The sequence below is a fragment of the Cytobacillus sp. genome, from assembly GCF_964223445.1.
Taxonomy (GTDB): domain Bacteria; phylum Bacillota; class Bacilli; order Bacillales; family Cytobacillaceae; genus Cytobacillus.
On the sequence record NZ_CAXQGS010000117.1, the window covers coordinates 1 to 23,144 of the forward strand.

General features: G+C 40.6%; 26 protein-coding genes and 2 riboswitches. Of the genes, 22 read left to right on the forward strand and 4 right to left on the reverse strand.

The features are described from left to right. The 3 genes from ACEQ1T_RS20075 to ACEQ1T_RS20085 form a co-directional block, all read left to right on the forward strand. The coding region (locus ACEQ1T_RS20075) for a potassium transporter TrkG (RefSeq protein ID WP_370224431.1) at positions 1–763 on the forward strand (763 nt) is incomplete at its 5' end. Between the two features lie 73 nt (positions 764–836). Next, positions 837–1,271: a MarR family winged helix-turn-helix transcriptional regulator gene (locus tag ACEQ1T_RS20080; RefSeq protein WP_206843822.1), complete on the forward strand. Its 435-nt coding sequence runs from the start codon at positions 837–839 to the stop codon at positions 1,269–1,271. 410 nt (positions 1,272–1,681) lie between these two features. Then, positions 1,682–1,951 carry a DUF1450 domain-containing protein gene (locus tag ACEQ1T_RS20085; protein ID WP_370224432.1) on the forward strand — a complete coding sequence of 90 codons (270 nt, stop codon included), beginning with the start codon at positions 1,682–1,684 and terminating at the stop codon, positions 1,949–1,951. Between the two features lie 194 nt (positions 1,952–2,145). On the opposite strand, the gene ACEQ1T_RS20090 is transcribed toward ACEQ1T_RS20085, so the two are convergent. Next, on the reverse strand, positions 2,146–4,293 hold the full coding sequence (locus tag ACEQ1T_RS20090; RefSeq protein WP_370224434.1) for an FUSC family protein: 2,148 nt from the start codon (positions 4,291–4,293) through the stop codon (positions 2,146–2,148). A 182-nt stretch (positions 4,294–4,475) separates the two neighbouring features. Between ACEQ1T_RS20090 and ACEQ1T_RS20095 the strand changes: the two genes are divergently transcribed. The 9 genes from ACEQ1T_RS20095 to clpP all read left to right on the forward strand — a co-directional run bounded on the left by ACEQ1T_RS20095 (position 4,476) and on the right by clpP (position 11,471). After that, positions 4,476–4,829 (forward strand): YolD-like family protein, encoded by a 354-nt coding sequence (locus ACEQ1T_RS20095; protein WP_370224435.1) that lies wholly within the window; start codon positions 4,476–4,478, stop codon positions 4,827–4,829. A gap of 89 nt (positions 4,830–4,918) precedes the next feature. After that, positions 4,919–5,410, forward strand: a complete 492-nt coding sequence (locus ACEQ1T_RS20100; protein WP_206843830.1) for a tetratricopeptide repeat protein — start codon at positions 4,919–4,921, stop codon at positions 5,408–5,410. Between the two features lie 74 nt (positions 5,411–5,484). After that, positions 5,485–6,042: an MEDS domain-containing protein gene (locus ACEQ1T_RS20105; RefSeq protein WP_206843831.1), complete on the forward strand. Its 558-nt coding sequence runs from the start codon at positions 5,485–5,487 to the stop codon at positions 6,040–6,042. 26 nt (positions 6,043–6,068) lie between these two features. Next, on the forward strand, positions 6,069–6,827 hold the full coding sequence (locus ACEQ1T_RS20110) for a GNAT family N-acetyltransferase (protein ID WP_370224436.1): 759 nt from the start codon (positions 6,069–6,071) through the stop codon (positions 6,825–6,827). 198 nt (positions 6,828–7,025) lie between these two features. Then, on the forward strand, positions 7,026–7,649 hold the full coding sequence (locus ACEQ1T_RS20115; protein WP_206843836.1) for a YhbD family protein: 624 nt from the start codon (positions 7,026–7,028) through the stop codon (positions 7,647–7,649). Positions 7,650–7,669: 20 nt separating this feature from the next. Continuing rightward, positions 7,670–8,383: a polymer-forming cytoskeletal protein gene (locus ACEQ1T_RS20120; protein WP_370224480.1), complete on the forward strand. Its 714-nt coding sequence runs from the start codon at positions 7,670–7,672 to the stop codon at positions 8,381–8,383. A gap of 274 nt (positions 8,384–8,657) precedes the next feature. Continuing rightward, positions 8,658–8,736: riboswitch (ZMP/ZTP riboswitch) on the forward strand. Between the two features lie 67 nt (positions 8,737–8,803). Then, complete coding sequence (locus ACEQ1T_RS20125) at positions 8,804–10,003, forward strand: phosphoglycerate dehydrogenase (protein WP_206843839.1); 1,200 nt, start codon at positions 8,804–8,806, stop codon at positions 10,001–10,003. A gap of 185 nt (positions 10,004–10,188) precedes the next feature. Then, positions 10,189–10,863, forward strand: a complete 675-nt coding sequence (locus tag ACEQ1T_RS20130; protein WP_370224438.1) for a sigma-70 family RNA polymerase sigma factor — start codon at positions 10,189–10,191, stop codon at positions 10,861–10,863. Positions 10,864–10,889: 26 nt separating this feature from the next. Continuing rightward, on the forward strand, positions 10,890–11,471 hold the full coding sequence (gene clpP, locus ACEQ1T_RS20135) for an ATP-dependent Clp endopeptidase proteolytic subunit ClpP (RefSeq protein ID WP_035329466.1): 582 nt from the start codon (positions 10,890–10,892) through the stop codon (positions 11,469–11,471). Positions 11,472–11,515: 44 nt separating this feature from the next. Here clpP and ACEQ1T_RS20140 read toward each other — a convergent pair whose 3' ends face one another. Continuing rightward, positions 11,516–12,175, reverse strand: a complete 660-nt coding sequence (locus ACEQ1T_RS20140; RefSeq protein WP_206843844.1) for a GntR family transcriptional regulator — start codon at positions 12,173–12,175, stop codon at positions 11,516–11,518. Positions 12,176–12,466: 291 nt separating this feature from the next. Here ACEQ1T_RS20140 and brnQ point away from each other — a divergent pair, with 291 nt between their 5' ends. Both brnQ and ACEQ1T_RS20150 read left to right on the forward strand, forming a co-directional pair. Further along, positions 12,467–13,819 (forward strand): branched-chain amino acid transport system II carrier protein, encoded by a 1,353-nt coding sequence (gene brnQ, locus ACEQ1T_RS20145; RefSeq protein ID WP_206843846.1) that lies wholly within the window; start codon positions 12,467–12,469, stop codon positions 13,817–13,819. 139 nt (positions 13,820–13,958) lie between these two features. Next, a riboswitch (purine riboswitch) is annotated at positions 13,959–14,062 on the forward strand. Positions 14,063–14,191: 129 nt separating this feature from the next. Next, positions 14,192–15,061: a 5'-methylthioadenosine/S-adenosylhomocysteine nucleosidase gene (locus tag ACEQ1T_RS20150; RefSeq protein WP_370224440.1), complete on the forward strand. Its 870-nt coding sequence runs from the start codon at positions 14,192–14,194 to the stop codon at positions 15,059–15,061. Between the two features lie 320 nt (positions 15,062–15,381). Here ACEQ1T_RS20150 and ACEQ1T_RS20155 read toward each other — a convergent pair whose 3' ends face one another. Next, entirely contained in the window at positions 15,382–15,687 is a 306-nt protein-coding gene (locus tag ACEQ1T_RS20155) for a helix-turn-helix domain-containing protein (RefSeq protein ID WP_019382679.1), read from the reverse strand. A gap of 147 nt (positions 15,688–15,834) precedes the next feature. On the opposite strand from ACEQ1T_RS20155, the gene ACEQ1T_RS20160 reads away from it, so the two are divergent. The 7 genes from ACEQ1T_RS20160 (at position 15,835) to ACEQ1T_RS20190 (ending at position 20,164) form a co-directional block, all read left to right on the forward strand. After that, positions 15,835–16,239, forward strand: a complete 405-nt coding sequence (locus ACEQ1T_RS20160; RefSeq protein WP_206843850.1) for a DoxX family protein — start codon at positions 15,835–15,837, stop codon at positions 16,237–16,239. Between the two features lie 17 nt (positions 16,240–16,256). Continuing rightward, on the forward strand, positions 16,257–17,105 hold the full coding sequence (locus ACEQ1T_RS20165) for a VOC family protein (RefSeq protein WP_370224442.1): 849 nt from the start codon (positions 16,257–16,259) through the stop codon (positions 17,103–17,105). Between the two features lie 23 nt (positions 17,106–17,128). Further along, on the forward strand, positions 17,129–17,719 hold the full coding sequence (locus tag ACEQ1T_RS20170; protein WP_370224444.1) for an NADPH-dependent FMN reductase: 591 nt from the start codon (positions 17,129–17,131) through the stop codon (positions 17,717–17,719). Positions 17,720–17,836: 117 nt separating this feature from the next. After that, positions 17,837–18,565 carry a ZIP family metal transporter gene (locus ACEQ1T_RS20175; RefSeq protein ID WP_370224445.1) on the forward strand — a complete coding sequence of 243 codons (729 nt, stop codon included), beginning with the start codon at positions 17,837–17,839 and terminating at the stop codon, positions 18,563–18,565. A gap of 142 nt (positions 18,566–18,707) precedes the next feature. Further along, entirely contained in the window at positions 18,708–18,926 is a 219-nt protein-coding gene (locus ACEQ1T_RS20180; protein ID WP_370224446.1) for a YrhK family protein, read from the forward strand. 104 nt (positions 18,927–19,030) lie between these two features. After that, a complete protein-coding gene (locus tag ACEQ1T_RS20185) occupies positions 19,031–19,240 on the forward strand; it encodes a DUF2187 family protein (protein WP_206843860.1) in 210 nt (69 codons plus the stop codon). 198 nt (positions 19,241–19,438) lie between these two features. Further along, the gene (locus ACEQ1T_RS20190) at positions 19,439–20,164 is read left to right on the forward strand and encodes an MOSC domain-containing protein (protein WP_206843862.1); all 726 of its coding nucleotides are present in this window, start codon (positions 19,439–19,441) and stop codon (positions 20,162–20,164) included. A gap of 64 nt (positions 20,165–20,228) precedes the next feature. Here the strand turns inward: ACEQ1T_RS20190 and ACEQ1T_RS20195 are convergent, their stop codons facing one another. Then, the gene (locus ACEQ1T_RS20195; protein ID WP_370224448.1) at positions 20,229–21,449 is read right to left on the reverse strand and encodes an MFS transporter; all 1,221 of its coding nucleotides are present in this window, start codon (positions 21,447–21,449) and stop codon (positions 20,229–20,231) included. Positions 21,450–21,866: 417 nt separating this feature from the next. Here ACEQ1T_RS20195 and ACEQ1T_RS20200 point away from each other — a divergent pair, with 417 nt between their 5' ends. Further along, positions 21,867–23,144 carry a hypothetical protein gene (locus ACEQ1T_RS20200; RefSeq protein WP_206843867.1) on the forward strand — a complete coding sequence of 426 codons (1,278 nt, stop codon included), beginning with the start codon at positions 21,867–21,869 and terminating at the stop codon, positions 23,142–23,144.

The following is a 23,144-nucleotide window of genomic DNA, read 5'->3' on the forward strand; positions in this document are numbered from 1 at the left end:
TGTCATTATGACGTTAAGCTCACTGTTTATCATCGGGGGGATTGGCTATATCGTGCTGCTTGATTTAAAAATCAATAAAAGCTTGCGGAAACTTTCTCTCCATACCAAATTGGTTTTGCTGATGACACTGATTCTAAATATTTTAGGCACAGTTTTCATATTTCTTTTGGAATTCAATAATCCTGCGACAATTGGTGACTTGGGAATGAAGGAAAAACTGTTAGGATCTTATTTTCATGGCGTCGTTCCTAGAACAGCTGGCTTTAATTCGCTTAATACGGGTGAGCTGACCATGGGCTCTCAGCTTATTACCATGCTTCTAATGTTTATTGGCGGAGGATCAGGCGGAACGGCAGGAGGCATTAAAGTAACTACCTTTGCTTTGATCCTGCTTGCTGTCAGAGCCCTCATCAAAGAAGATGAGGAAGTCAATCTGATGGGCAGAAGAATCCCGAAGGAATTAATTTTTCGGGCGTTTACGATTACGGTGTACTCTATGGGTTTAATAGCACTGGTTCTATTTCTTCTTTCTTTGACAGAAAATGCACCGCTGAATATGCTTCTATTTGAAGTTATTTCTGCTTTCGGCACCGTTGGGATGTCTCTTGGATTAACTCCAGAGCTGAGTCCATTAGGAAAACAATTAATTGCTTTCATGATGTTTGCAGGCAGGGTGGGACCGTTAACTCTTGCATTCGCACTAGCCAGAAAAAGAGAAAAAGCTAACTTTAAATATGCAGAAGAGAAAATCATGATTGGATAAATAATGAAAAGTTATCTGGTGTATACGACAGATTTCAATAAAATGCCACCATAAAAAGGATAGGGGATTTTTAATGAAAACCAGATTTAATGACTATATAAGCATTAAGATCCATCAGACAGACCTGAACTTAACAAGCTATATTAAGACTAAATTAGCCCATTTAAATATTGCCCCTGAGCAGAACCTTATTCTTATGCTTCTCTGGGAAGAAGACGGATTAAGCCAAAATGAAATCGCCAGGCGGCTGGATAAAGATAAATCCAACATTACCAGAATGCTGAGCAGTCTTGAAAAAAAAGGATTTATCAATAAAAGCATGAATAAAGAGGACAGCAGATCTCTGAATGTCTATCTAACAGAAAACGGCAAAAATCTCAGCGAGCATGTATATCCAATCACAGAGGAATTTCACTCGATCGTCACATCAGGTATTACGAAAGAAGAGCTGAGAATTGTTGACGATGTTTTAATGAAAATGAGAAGAAATGTAGAGGGTAATAAGTAAAATTAAGATTGTGGCTGTGCAGGATAGAGTGGAATGCTCTTCCTGTTTTTTTGTGAAGGTCTTTAAGACAAAAATGAGAGCAGCAGTAAGAAAACAGTCGCCATGGAATCTATAAGAATTTAAAGCGGCATTCAAAAGAAAATCAGTTTATGTGCAATTAAACATTTGAACCATCTGAATTAACAGGTAAATCGATTCAGTTCCCCTCATTAATAATGTATAATAAAATACTAACAGGTTTGCATATGAGACTTTATTTAAAATTGTTGGAAATGAAGCAATAGAGACGACAGAGGGGCAGCAGATTCGATATAATTATAAAGTCCCCGATATAGGCAGGAAGGGGAATGGAAAACAATATATACTGCCATTAGAGCTTTTAAAGAAAAATCAGAAGGAAGTTTGATCAGGTGAAACTCATCAACAAACTATTCTCAAAGCAAAAAACGGCTTCGATTGAATTTTGTCAGCGGAATCTGGATGCTTTTTTAAAAGAAGAGAGTGTTGCTGCATTTAATCAATTTCTGAGCCAGAAGAGTGTTAACTATAAAGAATACGAATGTCAGAGCAGATGCAAAGAATGCAGGCAATCACCCTATGCCCTTGTAGACGGGAAACTGATTGCAGCGGAGAATTCGGATGAATTATTGATAAAATTGAAAGAGGAAGTAATGAAATAAAAGGAATCGGAGCAATCCGAGTCCTTTTTTATATAATATCATTTTTTCTGGCGTAACCTTGAATGGTTTACGGCTGTTCAAAATAACAAAAACAAAGTCAGAGTGATGCATTTAGTGCATCGCTCTTTTTTGAGGTATATTGGGAATGTATTAATCTATTATTGGTCCTGAAAGAGCATAAAAAAGAAGGAGCACTATTGCTCCTTCCCTGCACCAAGGTCTTCTGCCAATTCGATAATCGCTTTGTTGATTCTCCAGACGAAATAAAGATGATGAATCAAATCTCGCTGGGATTGCTGCCTTGCCGGTGCCAATCGTTCAATTTGTTCCCTTTCATTTTCAAGACTATAAACAAGCATGCCGTCTCCGCTGTCTTTAATCAGGTCCATTAATGTCTCAATATTTAGTTCAAGCTTTTCTTCAATCCTTATGAAAACATCGACCAGCTCATCGGGATAGTCAAATCCTTTTCGGTAGGAGGAAGCCACAAGGTGTCTTGCATAGTAATTGATGGCTGAAAATAATGTAATCCATCTGTTAACATCAGCATGGCGCGGGGATCCGGGTTTCTTTATCAAGGATTGCGCTTCAACGTTTATGGTTTTAAGTTTTTGATCCAATAAGAAGCCTTTGCCTGAAAGCTCCTTAACGTTCACATCTTCCCGGAAGCTTCGCACATACTCAGTGACATACGGTTTCAGTTCTTGAAGGTAATCATTTATGGTATCCGCCACTTTTTCCTTCGTTTTCTTTGGGAAAATAAATAAGGAAACTCCGAATGCAATGCCGGCACCGGCGATTGTATCGATAACCCTTGAACTGATAAGGGAAAATGTAATTCCACCCAGTAAAAGGTCATACATAAAAGCAACCAGCATCGTTATAAACATGCTCATTAACGTATAGGAGACCTCAAACAAATAAAAGGCGAAAAAAACTGCTGCAAAAATCAGCGCAATTTCCAGGACGGAATGGCCGCTGACAACTCTTGCAAGTGTAAATCCTATTACTGCTCCAATAATTGTTCCAACCGAACGCTGAAAACCCTTCGTATAAATGCGTCCGATCGATTCGGTTCCGAGCAAAACAATAAAAGCGGTTAAAAGAACCCAGTAAGGCTGGTCAGGCGAAAGAATCTGGCCGGCAATGATGGAAATGATTGCAGCAGTCAATGCCTGAAAAGCTTTTTTAGTGGAAGGCTTGATGCCCTTATCTTCTTCAGATGGTTCATCTTCATTTTCGACTTCAGCTGCCTCATCGGATGATTTAATCTCATTGTCTTTCACTTTATGAAGTGCCTGCTGTATGGTTATGCCGCCCTCGATTACATGGTTCGCAATGGACTCGATTCGCCTGATCAAAAACAGCCATCCAGCAGGTTTGTCTTCCCGGCTGAACAAATCAATAATAAGCAGGCGAAGGGCCTGTACAGCAAGCTCTGCTTCACGCAGATTTTGTTCTTCATATTGCTGGGCAAGAACTTCAGCATCGCGAAGAGAACGGGTTACCCAAACCAGGAGTTTTCTCAGCTCATCAATTTCAAGAGCATTCGCTTTTTTTAAGCTTCGAATTGAGTCTGTCAGTGTTTCAATCAGCATACCTGCATCAAATATATATAACCTCAGCTGAGTAGAGGTCAGCCCTGGCCATAATTTTTGAACATCTTCATCATTTACATACTCTGAAACCATTACTGCGTATTCCCTGAGCTTCAGCACGTTTCTCCGCAATTCCTCCCGCTGCTGGGGAGTCATTTCCTTGGCTTTCATCCCCTCAATTAACAGGTTGAACGTAAAATTGCTTTGGAAATGAAAGGAGCGAATGCTTCTTTTCAGGTTTTTCGCGGTGTCCTGAAACAGGATGAAATTGAACAGGAAAGCATACGCGACCCCTATCCAGATGCCGAAGTAAAAGGATGGAAGCTGACTGCCTGATAACTTTAGGATAGATGAAAAATAAAGTGTCATGAATGCAATCATGCATAGAGAAAAATACCGTACGCCAAAGCGGGTTAAATAAAAGCTTAAGAATATTAACAGCACCATTGCAATATCGACAAAGACCGTGCTTCCCGCCAATAGTGAACCAATCGATACCCCCGCCATGGCAGAAATTCCAAGCAGGCCAGTTGTGAGCATCTTACCTTTTTTAGAGTCATCCATCACAATCATGATGCCAAGCATGCCAGCCATTCCGGACACGATCGCCGGAGTGAGAGCGGCTTTAGCACCAGCGCCGGCCAATTGCATGATAAGCAAAGTCGTAAAGACTGAAGCCATTAAACTTAAAGTGGCCCGTCCAGCTTTTTGAAATCGGATAAGCCCGGGATCGGATGCAAGCAATCGACCGAGCCACCGGTGTTTTATAGGGAGCTGCTTCATTGTTTCACCAATCTTTTTAGAGAGTTAAAGATTATTTTACCACTCGTACTTTTATTATCCAAATGAACCAGCTTGAGTTTTTTATGCTTTACTGGTTTAAATACAGAACAAATGTTCTATAATAGAGGATGGAGGGATTTACTATGCCGCTAAAAGACAGAGGGAAAATAAAATGGCTGCCAGCCCATTTCATGCCGGAACACCGGGCGATGTTAAGAAAATTGGAAACTGAACAAATGGCACAAAACAAGCCGCTTATTGATGAATATGAATTGGAGGATTATGAAAACAAAATTCACTATGCAATGGAATTTGCCTTTTTTCTAAAAGTAAAGGTTTGGCGTGGTGGATTTTTCTGCGAATACACAGGGAGGGTAAACAGGCTGGATAGCATCAGCAGAAAAATTTATCTGGAAATGGAAGATGGGTTTCTTGAGAAGGTCATGTTTGACGAAATCACTGAGGTTGAAGTGAAAGAACGGTGCAGAGAGTCATAATTCAATTTTTGCAGAAAAGTTGAAGCCTTACCAACCATTATTTTCAATTTTTAGATATAATAGAAAGAAAGCGCTGATCGGAGGTACATATGAGCACGGACTTAGAAAAAGCGATAGTACTTCGCAATCTCGGAAAATACAAAGATTCCAACCTTCTGCTTATAAAATTGGCTGAACAGTATCCCTTAAACCCAGTTATTCATTATCAGTGCGGCTGGAGTTTTGACGTTTTAGGGGAGGAATCGAAGGCTGTTTCTTATTATGAAAGAGCGATCGAACTTGGGCTTCCTGAATCAGATCTGCAAGGTGCTATTTTGGGTCTTGGGAGCACATACCGGACACTTGGGGAATATGAAAAGTCAAAGATGGTGTTCGAAAAAGGGATCTCCCAGTTTCCGGCTAATCGTGCAATCCAGGTGTTTTATTCCATGACGCTCCATAATTTAGGCCAGCATAGGCAGGCCATGGAGCTGCTCCTAAAGTGTGTGGCCGAAACCTCTGATGACCCAGAAGTTTTGCAATATAAAAAAGCGATTACCTTTTATGCAGACAAACTTGATGAAATATTTGATAAAGATTAGAAAACGGATATTCCAAAATACATGATATGAAGGTGGATAGATAAAACATCTTTGAATTATAAGGGGTAATTTTAATGAATGAATGGTTAATCGATTTAATGGATAATCTTAAAAGGTCAAATGGCGGCCATATCCTTTATCAATTCGATCAAAGAGACTGCTATCTTCAAAATGCAGTCTCTTATATATCTGCAGGCGCCAAAAGCGGCTGCCATGTTTTATTTGTGGAGAACGACCGTAATTTCCTTCAGATTGATAAAGAGATAAGAAAGCTGTTAAACAAAGAGGAATTAAAGAGAGTCCACTTCGCGAATAACTTTGATTTTTATTATTCGAACGGGGATTTTAATCCTGAAACAGTGTTGAATTTTTTTCTCAAAAACATACATCCTTATTTGGAAAGCGGTACAAAGATTTTTACATGGGGCCTGGTTGAATGGGGAAACGTGAAGGACTATATTCCGTTAGTGGAAGCGTATGAAAAGAAAATTGACAAGGTCATTTCTGAACAGGGTCTGATTTCCCTGTGTGCTTATGATAACAGCATTACCCCTCTGGAATTAAAGAATAATTTAATGCGCTGCCATGATGTGCTAATTACAGATAAAGAATATAAATACTTGCAAAACTAAAGTGTTTGCTATTTTAGGAGATACCGATGGACAAGATCACTTTTCATGATATTTATAAACCGGGACACACGGTTCTGGAAAATGAACTATTTATTCACAACCATAATCCTGACATGCTCCTTCAGTATGACAGCAACTTTGTTGTTTTTAAAAGAATGCCTTCTGTTCAAGAGTTTGAGGAGGCACATCAATATTTAAGAGATTTTCATCAGAAATATGGCCAAAAGCATGTAAGGTTTTATTTTCCCGATGACGAGGAGCTTTCTGGAGAGCTTCTGGCTTTTTTTCAGAAAGATGAGGATTATACGGTTGGTTTCTTAGAGTTATTTGCCATCCATCCGGCTGATTTTCCTGATGTTCAGGAAAAGGAAGAAATCATAGTCGAAAATGTTAAGGATGAAACATGGAATGATTATCTGGAATTCCAGTATGAGCAGGATTCGGTATATGGGGGAAATTTCGCAGAGAAAAAGAAAGCTCAGCATCTTAGAAATTACAGCGATGAATGCATTCAGCAGGTTATTGCATACTATAAAGGGAAAGCTGCCGGATCTGTTGATGTCATTATCAAGGAACGAACAGCTGAAATTGATGGATTGATGGTCCATGAGGATTTTCAGAAAAAGGGCATCGGCAGCCGCCTGCAGAAAGCGGTGATGGATCAGATTAAGGATAAAACCATCATCCTTGTTGCAGATGGAGAAGATACTCCAAAGGAAATGTACCGCAGGCAAAATTATCAGTATCTTGGAAAGCAGTATAATCTGTTAAAAATATATGAATGAAGTGAAGCCTGGTTCTATAGAGAACCAGGTCTTTTTGTGTCAATAGAACATTGTTTTGTTGAGGGAAGAGCTTCCAGGATTGATTTCACGGTACAAAACGATAAATTTGTCGAAAAATATCAGAAAAAAATGAATAAAACAACATTTTAATGTAACAGTGTTATGTTACAATGGTAACATTAGAAAGGAGTCCTGGAATTGAGCGATGAATTAATTTCAAAAAAAGAAGTCCTTGATCTAACTGGGATTTCTTATGGGCAGCTTTATCGGTGGAAAAGGAAAAGCCTGATACCGGAGGATTGGTTTGTCAGAAAATCAACCTTTACAGGGCAGGAGACTTTTTTCCCAAAAGAGAAAATTCTGGAGCGGGTCGATAAAATACAAAAGATGAAGGATAGCCTTTCGCTGGATGAGCTGGCAGATGTGTTTTCTCTGAATGCTTCACATCTGAAGCTGACAAAGGAAAGTCTGATTGCTAAAGGGATAGCTTCTGAACCGGTTATGAATATCTTTCTCGAAACTCAGGGGGAGCTTAAAGAATTCAATTACCATGAGATTTTGAAGCTTTATATACTTTCCATCCTGCTTGAATCGGGAGATATCCATATAGAGGAAGGGAAAATGCTCCTTCAGTTATTGAACGATCATCAAAGTATCCTGCAGCAGCCAAAAGCTGTTATTTGCTTTATTCGCAAACTTGGAATGTCCAGCTGCCTGGTTTCGGTTAACGGGGAACAAGTCCTGCTTGAAAAAGGAACAAAAGTGGCAGCCACTTTATCGATAGAACATTGTGCAGAGGAATTAAAATCCAAATTGGCATAGGGGGAAAATTTGCTGTGAATATGAAAACGCTAGGGAACTTAATTATTAATGGAGTTGGATCGTCTAATGGAGGTTCATTTGAAAAGGTTGAATTAAATGGCAAGGGAACTGTAAACAGTGATATTGAATGCGAGAGATTCCTTTGTAACGGTACGGGCACTGTCCATGGAAACGTAAAAACCGAAAAAGGAGAGATCAGTGGTGCAGCAAAAATCCACGGATCTGTTAAAGCTGAATCCCTGATTATCAATGGCTCGGCTGCCATTTCTGAAGCCGTCAGCTGTCAAAAGCTTGAGGTCGCTGGGAAATCCTCTATTGGAGGCTCTGTAAAATGCGATGTAATCGATGTGAATGGAAAAGTATCTATTGAGGGAGACTGTGAAGCGGAAATCTTCAGTGCTGAAGGGACTTTTTCAGTAGAAGGTTTACTGAATGCAGAAACGATTGATATTAAGCTTTTTGGAGACAGTAAAGCGAAAGAGATTGGCGGCAGAAAAATTAAAGTGACACAGCATAGAGAGACCCTATTTAAATTAATCAAATCCATCTTTCCCTTGAAGCTGGAGGCAGATTTAATTGAAGGGGATGACATCGAACTCGAAGGCACAGCAGCTCTTGTCGTAAGAGGGAAAAATGTAAAAATCGGCAAAAATTGCGAAATTGGGCTTGTCGAGTATTCTGGCGAGTATGAATGTTCCCCAGAAGCAGCAGTTACAGAACTTCGCAGAATCTGATAAAGGAGAGAGGTGAAGGGAAACAGTTTATTGATAATTACTTTCGGATAGTCCAATTTTATTTCCAGATAAAATGCTTCATTTGCTAGAACAGAATACCAGCAATTAATATGCATACAGCTGAAAGGAAAATGTTATTCCAATTACTAACTTCAAAAGCATATGTACAAAATAAGAAAAATATACTGTAAAAAAATAAAAAATATTTTAATAATGTAAGCGCTTTAAAGGGTTGAAGTTTTCAGAAGACTTTGATAAGATTTAAAAAACCGAAAAGGCTATGTGTAACTGGCGAGACGCGGATCACCGCGAGGGAGCACATAGTGTCGAAGCCGTTCGCCTGGGCAGAGGTAAGGGATTCTACCCTTGCCTCTTTCTGTTTTAAAATCTGACAAAGTTAGTTGAAAAGGGGAGAATCCAGTGAGTACCATGACTTTAGACAGAGTAAAGACGATTAAAACGTTGAATGCGATTGCGCCAAGCGGTCTTGAGGTGTTTAACAAGGATCAATTTACAATCGATAATGAAAGCGGCAATCCGGATGCGATTGTCCTTCGCAGCTTCAATATGCATTCAATGGAATTGGGCGATCGATTAAAAGCAATTGCCCGCGCAGGCGCGGGTGTAAATAATATCCCGGTTGAGAAATGCACTGAGCAGGGCATTGTTGTTTTTAATACTCCTGGTGCCAATGCAAATGCAGTAAAAGAAATGGTGCTTACTTCCTTAATGGCGTCATCCCGCAATCTCTTTGCCGGCATCGCCTGGACCAAAACGCTGAAAGATGAAGGAGATCAAATTCCAAAGCTTGTAGAAGCAGGGAAAAAGCAATTTGTCGGAAAAGAAATTAAGGGGAAAACTCTCGGTGTAATCGGATTGGGAGCAATCGGGGCACTTGTGGCCAATGATGCACTTGAACTTGATATGGATGTTATAGGCTTTGATCCATTCATTTCAGTTGATACGGCCTGGAACTTGTCCCGCAATGTTCAGCGTGCCATGACCATTGAGCAGGTGTTTGCAGAATCCGACTATATCACTGTACATGTTCCATTAACCGATGATACAAGGGAAATGTTCAATGAAGATACATTCAGCATGATGAAGAATGGTGTTCATATTTTGAATTTCTCACGCGGAGAGCTTGTGAATGAATCAGATATGGCAGCAGCCCTTGAGAGCGGAAAAGTGGGCAAGTATATTACAGACTTCCCAAATGAAAATGTCCTGAAAATGAAAAACGCTGTGGCAATTCCGCACCTTGGCGCTTCAACAAAAGAATCTGAGGAAAACTGCGCTGTCATGGCAGCACGACAGGTGAAGCACTTCCTTGAAACAGGCAATGTTAAAAACTCAGTGAACTTCCCAAATGCTGCTCTTCCTTACACAGGCAAGCGGCGTGTCACTGCTTTTCATAAAAACATCCCAAATATGGTCGGCCAAATCACGCTTGCCATTTCAAGCTACCAGCTGAACATCGCAGACATGGTGAACCGCAGCCGCGGTGAATATGCGTATACCATGATCGATATCGATAATAAAGTCAATGGCGAAGTGGTCCCTGGACTGCTTGAACAGATCAATCAAATTGACGGCATTGTAACGTCACGAATTATATAAAACTGCAGCCTCAATTCCAATGGGATTGGGGCTTTTTTTTTGGATTGAAATCAAAAAAGGTATATGAGCAGGATAATATCAGCTATCCTTAGAATAAAATGATAATAAATTATAATTACCCCGTATCTTTTAGTTCTCTTATTCCGTTATAGAAGCAGAGATGTATTAAAGGAGTGAACAGGTTTATGAAGCAAGGGAAAGTTCAGGCTGAATCAAGGGATTTCTTAGAGCAGAAGGAAAGATGTATTGCAGATATCTATCCTTCACTGCAGCGTTATAGCCGGTTTCTTGCACAGAGCAGCTGGGATGGGGACGATCTTGCCCATGAGGCAATCATCCGCGCTTATAAAAGCTATTCTCCGGAGAATATCAATCAGGCTCTTTTGAAGAAGATTGCCTATAATTGCTGGATGGATACTCTTCGAAACAGAAAGCGGGAGCAGCTGGAAGAGTCGCCTGAAAGTGAAATGAAGAATTACAGCACCGATCGAGGAGAAGCAATCAGCCATCTCATTAACCGTCTGACATTAAAGCAGGCTGTTATTTTTACTCTAAAGGAAGGGTTTCGATACAAAACAAAAGAGATTGCGGATATCCTGCAGACCACTGAATTTGCAGTGAAGTCCTCGCTGAACCGTGCTCGGAAGCAGCTACAGCACTCAGTTGAAGATGAGACTGAGGATTCTTTTGCAAATGATGAAGAAGAAAAGCTTTTTCATCTGCTGCAGCAATCTGTGGCTGCGGAAGATCCGTCCATCCTGGTAAAAATCATACCTTTTCTGCGATCCCTGGAAAGCCAAGCAAAGAAGCCTGTACTGCCAGTTCCATCTCCTTCTAATACTCTCTGCATGGCGGCATAGATCCGCAATGAACTGGAGGGATACAGGTGACAGCAATACCATATGTAATTGAGCAGTCAAGCAAGGGAGAACGTTCCTATGATATTTACTCACGGCTGTTAAAAGACAGGATTATCATGATAGGAGAAGAAATTAATGATGTGGTTGCCAATAGTGTGATTGCCCAGCTGCTATTTCTTGCAGCTGAATCTCCTGAAAAGGATATCTCTCTTTATATTAATAGTCCGGGCGGTTCGACCACCGCAGGGTTTGCCATCTTTGACACGATTCAATATATAAAGCCTGATGTGAGAACGATTTGTACAGGAATGGCCGCATCATTTGGTGCTATGCTTCTCCTGGCAGGAAAAAAAGGAAAGCGCTACAGCCTGCCGAACAGTGAAATCATGATTCATCAGCCTCTGGGCGGTGCTCGAGGCCAGGCAACCGAAATCGAAATTTCGGCGAAGCGGATCTTAAAACTGAGGGAGCATATAAATGGAATTATTGCAGAAAGAACTGGCCAGCCTGCAGAAAAAGTGGCGCGGGACACGGACCGCGATTATTTCATGACTGCTGAAGAAGCAAAGGAATATGGGATTATCGATGAAATTATCTACAAAAGCTAGGATAACGGAAAAAGCAGCCGAAGGAGGCTGCTTTTTCCGTTTGATCATTTTTCCTCGGAGTAATACTCGTCAATTGCTCTAAGCCAGTTGACACGTGCAATGTGTCCGGCTTTTTCTCTGTCTTTTTGTTCAAATGCTTTTAATATATCTTCATGTTCTTCTATAGAACGCTCTTTCAATATAATTGTTTTATTGTAGTAAAGCCGCATGACATGAGCCTGAAGCATGGAAGCTGTATTCGTAATATAAGGATTCTGAGCAAGATCTATAATAATATTATGAAACTTCTCATCCTGCTTCAAAGCTGTGAAGGTATCTCCTGCAATTAGAGCTTTAGCGAATTTATGATTAATATCCCTAAGTATATTAATCGTTTCCTGGCTGATAACAGGAGCTGCCAATTCTGCAGCAAGTGCCTGCAATACGCCTAATGGGGGCAGGATTTTACTAATATCTTCAGGATTAACTGAAGTGACCTGCGTTCCAACTCCGGGAAACATTTCGACGAACCCCTGAACATTCAGCAGCTGAAGAGCTTCCCTGATGGGGGTTCGGCTGACGCCTAACGCTTTGGCAAGATCGGCATCATTCAATTTTTCTTTCGGCTGTAGTGTGCCGTCAATGATCCACTCCTGGATTTGGGAGAAGGCGCGATCCTTGGCTGACACTCGGGTAGGTGATGAATAATTGGAGGGTATCGGCATAGCTGTAACCACCTTTTCATTTCATGCAATTTATCTGTGAAATTATAGTTATTTCCAATAGATTATAAATTTAGTATATAGAAGTATCTTGAAAAATTCAATATATCGCATGATTCGACAAAAAGTTTTGTGCGATATATTGCATAAGTATTTTGAATATGTTATCTTGAGTTATGCAATATATTACTAGCGTACAAAAATAATAATGTTACAGCGCTATAATATTTCAGAAAATTTAAATTTAATAAAATCAGAATCATTTAGACAGACAGATTAATAGGAGGAATTGAAATGACCAGCAAAATACCATTCTCATATATTGTGACAGTTGGTTTTATGCTCTTTGCCTTATTTTTTGGGGCAGGAAACTTAATTTTCCCTGCGATGCTTGGCCAATCCGCAGGAACGAATGTATGGTCAGCGAACGCTGGCTTCATCATGACAGGTGTAGGTTTGCCTCTTCTTGGTATACTGGCTTTGGGCTTCTCGGGAAAAAGTGATCTGCAATCACTGGCGAGCCGTGTCAATCCATTGTTCGGACTGGGATTCACAGTGGCCCTGTACTTATCAATTGGACCGCTTTTTGCCATTCCGAGAACAGCTACAGTGTCATACGAAATCGGAATTAAGCCATATCTATCAGAAGGAAGCGGATCAGTTGGCTTAATCGTATTTTCAATTATTTTCTTTGGAATTACCGCTTTTTTCTCTTTGAATTCTTCAAAGATTGTTGATATCGTAGGAAAATATTTAACACCGATTCTTCTAATTGTAATCGCAGTTTTAATCGGCGCTGCCTTCTTTAATCCAATGGGAGCATTCCAGGCTCCGACTGAATCCTATATGAATGGTGCGTTCTTTAAAGGGTTCCAGGAAGGCTATCTGACAATGGATGCTCTGGCAGCATTTGTATTCGGTATTATCGTTGTAAATGCTGTGAAGGAAAAAGGCGCAGTAACTAAGAAGGATATCATGGTATCCATTGCGAAGGCTGGTGTGATTGCTTCAGGTCTATTAGCAGTCATTTATACATCGCTTTCATTTATTGGGGCTTCAAGTGTCAGCGGTCTTGGAGCATTGGATAACGGGGGTGCTGTTCTATCTGGTGCATCTTCCCATTACTTTGGCTCATTTGGTATGCTGCTTTTAAGTGTCATTGTGTTTGGTGCATGTTTGACAACCAGCATCGGTCTAATTACAGCTTGTTCTTCATACTTTAATAAACTGATGCCAAGAGTTTCTTACAAAATGTTCGTCATTATTTTATCAATATTCAGCGCGGTTTTTGCCAACTTTGGCCTTAGCCAGCTTATCGCCATTTCCGTCCCTGTCTTGGTGGGAATCTATCCATTGGCCATTGCATTAATGGCTCTTACTTTCCTGCATCCATTCTTTAAAGGCAAGAAAGAAGTTTATCAGGGAAGCATGCTATTCACATTTGTGGTAAGTTTGTTTGATGGTTTGAATGCAGCAGGCATTGCGTTTGCGCCAATCAATGACCTATTCAGTGCGATCCTTCCTTTATATGATGTGGGGTTAGGCTGGATTGTCCCAGCTATCGCAGGTGGTCTGATCGGTCTGGCTGCTGCTGCCATAAAGAATAACAGCCAATCATCTTCTGCTGATGCCAAAAAAGCAGCATAATGATTAGAGCCTCCAGTTTAATACTGGAGGTTTTTTTATGGATGAATATTGCTGAATTACGAATGTTTAATAGTTAATATGTACTAATTGTTCGTATTTCAGTTGAATTCTCACAAGCTATTTGTTATATTGGCATTGTAATCTTACTAATTTCATCACTCGTATATGCTCGGTAATATGGTCTGAGTGTTTCTACCTGGTTCCCAATCAAAGAACCGGACTACGGGTTAAAGTATAGGAAAGGCCGCAATCTTTATTGCAGCTGCTTTAACTCTATGGTCTGGAAGGTAGAAATCATTCTGCTTTTACAGGCCTTTTTCTATGATTAGAAATTCGGGTGTATCAGACAACAAGAAAAGGGGAGAACGTGCAATGAAAAAGAAATTAGCTTCACTCGCTGCGATTGCAGCACTATCTGCAGCGATGCTCGCAGGATGCTCTTCGGCAGGAAAATTAGAAACCGAGGCTGAAGGAGCCCAAAAGCCAATTCTTATCCAGGGGCCAATGCCGATCGAGGCTGAAAAGTTTGCTGAACGATTAGATAAAGTTAAAGTAGAAAAATCAGGTAATTTTGTTTTTTATAAAGGCAAGCTGGACAAGTACCCGGTTATCGTAGCTAAAACCGGAAAAGGCATGGAAAATACAGCAGCTGCCACAACAATCGCCATTGAAAAGTATGATCCAGCTGCCATCATCAACCAGGGGACTTCAGGCGGCCATGATCCGGGCTTGAATGTGTATGATATCGTTTTAGGAGAAAGAACAGTCAATATCGGATCATTGAAGACTGGTCATTTGGAAGCAGGGGAAGGGATTGAACCAACTAATTGGATCCCAATGGACCTGATGGCTTCTGAGGGAAGTGCCGGTGAAGACCCTGATGCCGAAAAGATTCGTTATTATGAGGGAGATGAAAATCTTCTTGCTGCTGCCAATGCAGTTAAAGATAAGCACAAGAAGGGCAAAGTAGTCGAAGGGACAATCGGTTCAGCGGACCTATGGAATAACGAAGTAGACCGCATCAATTGGTTTCATGAAAACTACGGAACATCGGTAGAAGAAATGGAAGGCGCTGCAGCAGCGCAGATTGCCGGAGCATACAATGTTCCATTCCTGGGAATTCGTATTCTTTCTAATAATAAAACAAACGGAGGCCAATACGACCCCAACACTGCGGCCGCAAACCAGGATTACGTATATGAAGTTGTAAAACAGTATATTTCAGAGATAAAAGGAAAGTAAATTTGCTGTTTACCTATTCTGACAGAAGAAGGACGAATCCTAGAGAATGAGTCCGAACGCAGACAACCTTCAGACAGCGTAAGGATAAATCCGAAGAGTTGCTTCTGAAGTCAGGGGACCTTCGGACAGAGTAGGATAAATCCGAGGAATTGAGTCCGAAGTCGAGGCACCTTTGGACAGAAGAAGCAAGATTTTCGGAGGGAATGAGTCCGAACTGGCTCGCCAGTCAAAAAAGAAATAACCAGGATCAAAGAGATAACGCAAAAAAGAGTCTTCCAAAAAGGGAGGACTCTTTTTTGATATTCATATATAAATTAAGCCTATAACCAGTTCTGCGACCATTTTTCTATTTCTTTCATCAGCGGTTCCATGGCCAGGCCTTTTTCTGTCAGGGAATATTCGATTCTTACAGGAGTTTCAGGGTAAACTTCGCGTTTTACGACCCCCTCATTCTCCAGGTCCTTTAACCGGTCTGAAAGAACTTTGCCGCTTATCCCGATAGAGGATTCTATACTGCAGAACCGCTGCGGCCCGTTAAGCAATTGATAAATGATCAATCCGGTCCAGCGCTGGCTCAATATGCCTATGGCTTTTTCAAATCTTGGACAAATTAGCGACTTTTCCATAATAATCACTCCTTGTTTCTTATTATAGTCATAAACCGGAAATAATTAAATCACTTTTTATAAAATAATTACTTGACGAAAATAAATATCAATTATATACTAACTTACATAAAGTAAGTAACTAACATTAGATTCAAGGAGGAAAACATGAACAAAAACGAATTAGGCCATTTCATTCTGCGTGTAATTTTAGGATTTATTTTCTTTATTCATGGATTATCAAAATTTCAGGGAGGCATAAGCAATACTGCCGGCTTCTTCGACAGTATCGGTATTCCGGGTTTTATGGCTTATGTCGTTGCCGTAATCGAGCTGGCAGGAGGCATAGCGGTGATTCTGGGTATTGGCACAAAAATGGTTTCTGTACTATTTGCTTTCATCATGCTGGGAGCGATCTTTACTGCTAAGCTGTCCGCAGGCCTGCTGGGGAACGGCCAAATGGCTGGATATGAATTAGATTTAATCCTGCTTGCAGCATCGATCTATTTTGTATTAGCTAAGGAATCACCACTATCTCTTGGGAGCAAATTAATACAATCAAAAGCAAACTAGTGGGAGGAAAAATTCACATGAACTTTCATCAAAAACCGATTACCTTTGTAGCTCAGGTCAATCTGAAAGTACAGGATCTGGAACGGTCACTTGCATTCTATAAAGAAGTAATTGGATTTAAAGTGTTAACAAAAACAGAAAGAACTGCCCAGCTGACTGCTGATGGAAAAACGGCATTGCTGACCATTGAACAGCCGGAAAATGTCGAACCTGCAATAGGAAGAACAACAGGTTTGTATCATTTCGCCCTGCTCCTCCCAAAGCGTTCTGATTTGGCTAAGATAGTACGTCATTTCGTCGAGATTGGGCTGCAATTTGGATCATCGGATCATCTTGTCAGCGAAGCACTTTATCTGTCAGATCCGGATGGCAATGGGATAGAAATTTACACTGACCGCAACCCTTCTGTATGGACATGGAAAAACGGGGAGGTAAATATGACTGTTGATCCTCTGGACTTCCCTGACCTGCTGTCAATTGGGCAGCAGCAGTCCTGGAAGGGCCTGCCTGGCGGTACGGTCATGGGGCATATCCATTTGCATGTAGCAGAACTGGCGCATACCGAAACGTTTTACAGTGAGGGGCTTGGATTCGAAGCAGTCTGCCGATATGGCACACAGGCACTGTTCATTTCCAGCGGAAAATATCACCACCATATTGGTTTGAATACATGGAATGGGGTAGGAGCGCCGCAGCCTTCAGAGAATAGTGTTGGGCTACAATCCTTCAGGCTCATTTTTGAAAATGAAGAAGCCGTAGATCAGGCAGTAGAAAACTTGAAAAAGATAGGCGCGGCTGTGTCTGTTGAAAATAATCAGGCGGTTACTGAAGACCCTTCTGGAAATCGAATTATTATAGGAGTTTAAATTATCATCAGGTGGTGTGAGTCATGGGTTTTTTTAATCAATTATTTGGAAGAAAATCTAAGGAGGAACAAACAATGAGCGAGAAATTAAACATTGGGATTATCTTAGGGAGCACACGTCAGGGGAGAGTCAGCCCACAGGTCGGTTCATGGGTAAAAGAGATTGCCGATAAACGCGGAGATGCCAATTATGAGATTATAGATATCGCTGATTTCAAATTGCCATTCTTAGGTGAAGCGGATTCGCCAGGAATTGCTGCATGGAATGAGAAGCTTAATAGTCTGGATGGATTCATTTTCATCGTTCAGGAATATAACCACAGTATTACAGGGGCATTAAAAAATGCACTTGATCTAGCCCGTGAACCCTGGAACAATAAAGCTGCAGGAATTGTAAGCTATGGGTCAACCGGCGGTGCGAGAGCTGCTGAACATCTGCGCGGAATCATGGGTGAATTAATGATTGCTGATGTACGCGTGCATCCAACATTGTCTTTATTTACTGATTTTGAAAATGGTACAGTATTTAAACCTCAAGATCTTCATCTCAATAATGTGAACGCAATGATTGACCAGGTGATATCCTGGAGCGGTGCATTAAAAACCATTAGATAGAGTCTAAGCAGAACCCTCGAGGTTCTGCTTTTTTAATCTTATTCTGAATAGTGGTTTTTAGGATTGGCCAAAAGGAAATAATGAGAGAAACAAAACAAAATGGAAGGAGTGAACTTGATGTGGAATGCTGCACTATGGGGAGGGGTCTCTGGATCAGCAGTCCTTTTTGGCGCATTGGCAGCGATGTTTTTGCCCATCCGGAAAAAAATGATCGGTTACATTATGGCATTCGGAACTGGTGTCCTGATTGGTGCTGCCTCCTATGAGCTGCTTGGGGAGTCAGTCCATAACGGCGGCTTAATTCCGACAGGCATTGGATTTTTGGCTGGAGCAATTATCTTTACCCTTTTTGATATCATGATTTCAAACAAGGGGGCTAAGAACCGGAAAAGGTCCGGCCATAAAGCAGCAGCCAGCAGCGGTATAGTCCTTTTTACCGGGACCATTATGGATGCCATTCCAGAATCAATCATGATCGGAACAAGCCTGCTTGAAGGAGGTAAGGTGAGTTTTCTATTGGTGACAGCCATTTTTATCAGCAACTTTACGGAAGGCCTTTCCAGCACTTCGGGAATGAAAAAGAGCGGCTATTCAAAAAAGAAAATTATCCTCCTTTGGAGTTCGGTATTTGTCATTGCGGGAATTGCTTCGATGGCTGGATACATATTTTTGGATGGAGCTTCAAAAGAGGTCCTGTCAGGAATTGCAGGCTTTGCTGGTGGTGCAATTATTGCCATGGTGGCTTCCACGATGATGCCTGAAGCCTTTGAGGACAGCGGACCGATGACCGGATTCATTGCAGCTACCGGTTTGCTGGCTTCATTGGTGCTTGATCATTTTTCATAGTATTTTCCAGAAATTAACTATATATTAATGAATGTTTGGCACCTTATGTGGAAAAGACAAAACAGAGGTGTTATTCATGAAGATTAGAAATATAGTTAGGGAACAGCAGGAAGATGTGCATATTTAAATAGGCGACTACGAAATGATCATTGAAAAGCGATATAGGGTAGTATCATTTATTAATGATCTGCTCCTGGGTGTTTTATATTTTATCGGAAGCATATTGTTTTTAACAGATGTCAGCCAGGCGGTTTCGATATCATTTTTCCTTGCAGGAAGTATTATGATGATTATCAGGGCAGGCTTAAATATATTGAAGGACCTTCATATTAATAAGATTACAGGACCAAAGAAAGAATAAATTAATTTGAAAATGAATTGGGTTTTGCGGAAGGATGAAACGGCAATACTAGCCTCATAGCGAAAACCAGCTAAAAAAATTAAAGTATTTAAAGGAGAATGGCGATGGCTGAAGAAACAGAAAAGGTAAGCAAAGGTAAAAAAGCAGATGTCGGCGATACGATCAGCATCTTAAGCGGTTCCGAAAAAGGGAAAAAAGGCAGAGTAATCGTGGTACGGGATAACTCAGTCATTGTGGAGCTTGGAATTAATCCGAAAAAGGATGAGCCCATCAAAACGGTGATCAGCCATAAGCGCTATAAAGTCGAAAAATAAAGAGGGAGGGGTAAAGGTGAGATCTGAGCAAAAACGAACTTCTGCGTCCATACCTGCTGACGTCCGTGAAAAAATTATTCAAGCGGACAGGGATGAAAAAGCAAAGCGACAAACAAAACGGCCGCAGTAAATGATATCCATGACAGCCGAACGCGCTGTCATGGATTTTTCATTTGGTTGAAGGGAGTGGAATGGAAGGTGCTAATAGGACATATTAAAAAGATTGTCCGCTATCCGGTGAAAAGCTTTTACGGGGAAAGTGTGAAAAAAACAAACGTAATGGATTATGGACTCTATGGTGATCGCAGCCATGCCTACCTGGATGAATCAAGGCCGGGGAAATATTTGACGATTACTCAGTTTCCCAAAATGGTCAGATATAAAGCAGAGTTTACGGGAGAGGAAAATGAGAACTTATTTCCTCCAGTAAGAATAACTACTCCCGACGGCAGACGGATCCCCTGGGATGATAAAGAATTGTTAAAAGAAATGGAAGACCATTCTTCCAGAAAAATCACTCCTGTGAAATATAGTCCTGTTCATGTACCTGTAGGAGCAATAGAAGAGGAAAACATTCTATTAGTGACTGACGCGTCCCTGCAAAAAATGAAAGAGATGTGGGGCAAAGAGAAAATGGACTTCCAGCGGTTTCGCCCGAATTTAGTCATTTCCCTGATAAAGGACGATCCTTTTGCTGAGGAAAAATGGTTTGGGAAGACAATGAAAATTGGCAGTGCTGAGATAAAAGTTAAGCGGCATTGCGAACGGTGTATGATTATTACAGTAGATCCAGAGAGCGGGGAGCGGGATTCCAGTTTGCATAAAAAGGTTATCAGTGAAAGGGATAATCATTTTGGGGTGTATTCCTCTGTCATGAAAACTGGTGAGATTTCAGCAGGGGATGCGGTTTATCTTTTTAATTAATATATGTTTGCTCCTCGTCAATAAACTAAGTTATAGCGGGCCCAGTTCATAAACTGGGCTCTTTTTATACACCTTGACTCATTCTCTTAACTTTTTTTTGGGTCCCAGCAGCAAAGACCAGGACGATAATGCTTGCCGATATTAATGTCCCATGGAAGAGCCAAACCATTTTAGCTAATGAGAATACTTCCAGTACAAGAGGGGCGGCAGCAAATCCAAGTGCAAAGCCGAATGATTTTAAAAGCATGCCTACTCCAAAAATTCTGCCTCTGATATGGTTGTCTGTCTTCTGCAGAATTGTGGCATGCAGAGTCGTGAAACCCGCATCAAAAATTCCAGTTAAAAAGGCAAACGGCAGAATAATCCATAAGCTATGATTGGACAGGAAGGTGATAAAACCTGCCGACATAAACATGGCGGATACAAAGCATGCAAAATAAAGGCGGTTTTCCCGGAGGCTTTTTAATTTTGGCAGAATCATGGTTGCTGAAACTGATCCAATTCCCCATACACCCCAGATTAATCCGTAGTAAAAACTTTGTTTGCTGCTGTCGATATTCTCGGCCAGCAGCGGAATCCCCAAATTATGCGAAGCACCTGCGAATGCCCCAATAAGAAAGACAATGTGGACAAGAAGCAGCATCGGCTTCACCAAAATAAAGGAATAGACTTCTTTCAAATCTCTGCCGATGATTGCCAGTTTATCTTTAAAGCCGCTGCTGATCCTTTTTCTTACAGCTGATTCCGACGTTTGCCATTTCATTTTTAATAAAACGAGTGCTGAAATGATGTAGGTTGCGGCATCAATGATTAAAGTTACCTGGTATCCGAGGAAATCAGTTATGACTCCAGCCCCGATAAAACCAAATACCAGACTGACAGATGTTAATCGGGAAATTAACGCATTTGTTTCCAGTACTTTATCCTCGCCAAAAATCTGAGGGATTTCGGCGCTGTAGCTAACTGCAAAAAAGCTTGATGTCAATCCGATAAAGAAGCAGACAATGAGAATCATGATTGGATTTGGAAACGGTATTAAGCTTAAAATGATGACAGCCCGGAATACATCCGTCCAAATCATAATTTTTCGGCGGTCAAAGCGATCGGCCAAGACCCCTGAAAAAAGGCTTGATAAAACGCCGCCAAGTGTCCTGATGGCCATGGTCGCTGCAAGCCAGGCAGAGCTTCCGGTGGCCGCATACATGAGCACATTTATGGCAATCAGGTCCATGAACGTGCCCAAATCGGAAAAAGCTTTTACATACAAAAAAATTTTGCGGTTCATGTGAGTCTCCCAGATTTTCAAAGATGTTTTCTGTTTTATTTTAAAGATTTTGAATTTAATTCGCAATACGAAATTTCAGATTTTTATTTTACTGATTCTGGCATTTTTTATAAAGGAGAATCACGTAAGAATGTGGAATAAATTGATTGGTGAAATTTTGAAAGCAAGACTGGATCACTGATGAAAGCAGCCATTGATACAAAGAAGGTAAGAGAATGAACAACGTATTCGGGAACCAAATAAAAGGACTTGATTATAAAATACGCAAAGGTGCTTACGCTGTAATATTCAATTCCTGTTTATGAATGTACGAAATGACCAGCTGTCATCTTGACGGCTTTTTTCAGCTTTGTTGGCGGGATAAGGTTTATTATCAAATTACTAAGTGCCAAGATTCATCAAGAGAGGGGTGCTTATATGGAGCTGGAAGAAAAAAGGGAGTCATCTAAACGTTTGAGGCTGATTAAAAAGGTCATATGGGGAATATCGATTATTTCGACCCTCTTAGCAATGTTTTATTTAGATATGCAAAAGTTACACAAGGAAGAAAAACCGCCAATGCCCACTGTATTATTTGGGGAGCAGGAGTTAGATCCGATCTTAAGCACTTATACTTGGAACGCAGGAGAAAATGTGAAGGAGATAAAAGATCTCACGAAATTGATTGAATATCAGCATGCAGAATTTCGAGAGAATCTTAACATAGAATTTCCAAAAAATCAGCAGCCAATCTTCATTGCAAGAGGAAACTATTATAATGGCGAAATTAAAGTAGAGCCCTATCAAACTCTGTATCGTGGATTTACACTTTTAGGAAACGAATCGCGCAAAGAAATATATTCTATAAAAGCCTACTGGAAGGATGGCAAGCGGGCTGAATATATCATACCTGTTAACATTAAAGAGGTTAGTCCGGAAAAGAACTATCTTGCAAGAAATAAAGGGTATCATTCACTTCTGATTGTTGGAGATACTGATAAAAATGTAATTGATGAACTTTATTCTCAACCAGTTCACTTTCTTTTCGAAACAAGCAGTTCATTAGGTCTAAAGGATGTAAATGCTATTTATCCTGAATTACAAGTAAAGGAAGAGCCTAGTTATATATTATTTGATCATATGAAGGAAGCATTTCGCGCAGCTTCTATAGAAGAGTTAATAAAATATATGAAAGATAATACGTATTCTAAAAAAAGCACAATAAAGGGAAACGTTATAAAGCTGGATCGAGATTTGGGAGTAATCCAAGTGGATGATAAAGTTTTTACTGCTGCAGATATGGAAGAGGTTAAAGTTGGACAGAGAATCTCTATAGAGGTGAATCAGCTAAATAAGGACATCCCTTACTATCGAATAACCGAGAACATCAATGTGATAAAAGCTCCTGACACGGTCTTTTCCGCTGCTAAATGGCTAGCGAAGGATGCTGAAAAGGTTTCTATTCTTGCTATTGGACCATCTGCCTTTACTGAGCAGTTTAAATCTCCAAATAAGGAAGATTTCAAGCTGGTGGAAAACATAGAGATTCAAGAGACACTAACATTAAAAAATGGAGAGGCAGTCACAGATGCTGCTGTTTATGTATTTAATGATAAGGAATTAGTTTTCCAGACGGACGAATTTGACCAGCTGCTGAACTATTTATTTGAGTTTGAAATGTTAATGCCTGCTAGAAAGGAAAGAAACGGGCTTTAG

Bases quoted from the DNA above. Each gene is read 5' to 3' on its own strand.
- ACEQ1T_RS20080 (WP_206843822.1), top strand. From the start codon at position 837: ATGAAAACCAGATTTAATGACTATATAAGCATTAAGATCCATCAGACA.
- ACEQ1T_RS20095 (WP_370224435.1), top strand. From the start codon at position 4,476: ATGCCGCTAAAAGACAGAGGGAAAATAAAATGGCTGCCAGCCCATTTC.
- ACEQ1T_RS20100 (WP_206843830.1), top strand. From the start codon at position 4,919: ATGAGCACGGACTTAGAAAAAGCGATAGTACTTCGCAATCTCGGAAAA.
- ACEQ1T_RS20105 (WP_206843831.1), top strand. From the start codon at position 5,485: ATGAATGAATGGTTAATCGATTTAATGGATAATCTTAAAAGGTCAAAT.
- ACEQ1T_RS20110 (WP_370224436.1), top strand. From the start codon at position 6,069: ATGGACAAGATCACTTTTCATGATATTTATAAACCGGGACACACGGTT.
- ACEQ1T_RS20120 (WP_370224480.1), top strand. From the start codon at position 7,670: ATGAAAACGCTAGGGAACTTAATTATTAATGGAGTTGGATCGTCTAAT.
- ACEQ1T_RS20130 (WP_370224438.1), top strand. From the start codon at position 10,189: ATGAAGCAAGGGAAAGTTCAGGCTGAATCAAGGGATTTCTTAGAGCAG.
- ACEQ1T_RS20140 (WP_206843844.1), bottom strand. From the start codon at position 12,175: ATGCCGATACCCTCCAATTATTCATCACCTACCCGAGTGTCAGCCAAG.
- brnQ (WP_206843846.1), top strand. From the start codon at position 12,467: ATGACCAGCAAAATACCATTCTCATATATTGTGACAGTTGGTTTTATG.
- ACEQ1T_RS20150 (WP_370224440.1), top strand. From the start codon at position 14,192: ATGAAAAAGAAATTAGCTTCACTCGCTGCGATTGCAGCACTATCTGCA.
- ACEQ1T_RS20155 (WP_019382679.1), bottom strand. From the start codon at position 15,687: ATGGAAAAGTCGCTAATTTGTCCAAGATTTGAAAAAGCCATAGGCATA.
- ACEQ1T_RS20160 (WP_206843850.1), top strand. From the start codon at position 15,835: ATGAACAAAAACGAATTAGGCCATTTCATTCTGCGTGTAATTTTAGGA.
- ACEQ1T_RS20165 (WP_370224442.1), top strand. From the start codon at position 16,257: ATGAACTTTCATCAAAAACCGATTACCTTTGTAGCTCAGGTCAATCTG.
- ACEQ1T_RS20170 (WP_370224444.1), top strand. From the start codon at position 17,129: ATGGGTTTTTTTAATCAATTATTTGGAAGAAAATCTAAGGAGGAACAA.
- ACEQ1T_RS20175 (WP_370224445.1), top strand. From the start codon at position 17,837: ATGTGGAATGCTGCACTATGGGGAGGGGTCTCTGGATCAGCAGTCCTT.
- ACEQ1T_RS20180 (WP_370224446.1), top strand. From the start codon at position 18,708: ATGATCATTGAAAAGCGATATAGGGTAGTATCATTTATTAATGATCTG.
- ACEQ1T_RS20185 (WP_206843860.1), top strand. From the start codon at position 19,031: ATGGCTGAAGAAACAGAAAAGGTAAGCAAAGGTAAAAAAGCAGATGTC.
- ACEQ1T_RS20195 (WP_370224448.1), bottom strand. From the start codon at position 21,449: ATGAACCGCAAAATTTTTTTGTATGTAAAAGCTTTTTCCGATTTGGGC.
- ACEQ1T_RS20200 (WP_206843867.1), top strand. From the start codon at position 21,867: ATGGAGCTGGAAGAAAAAAGGGAGTCATCTAAACGTTTGAGGCTGATT.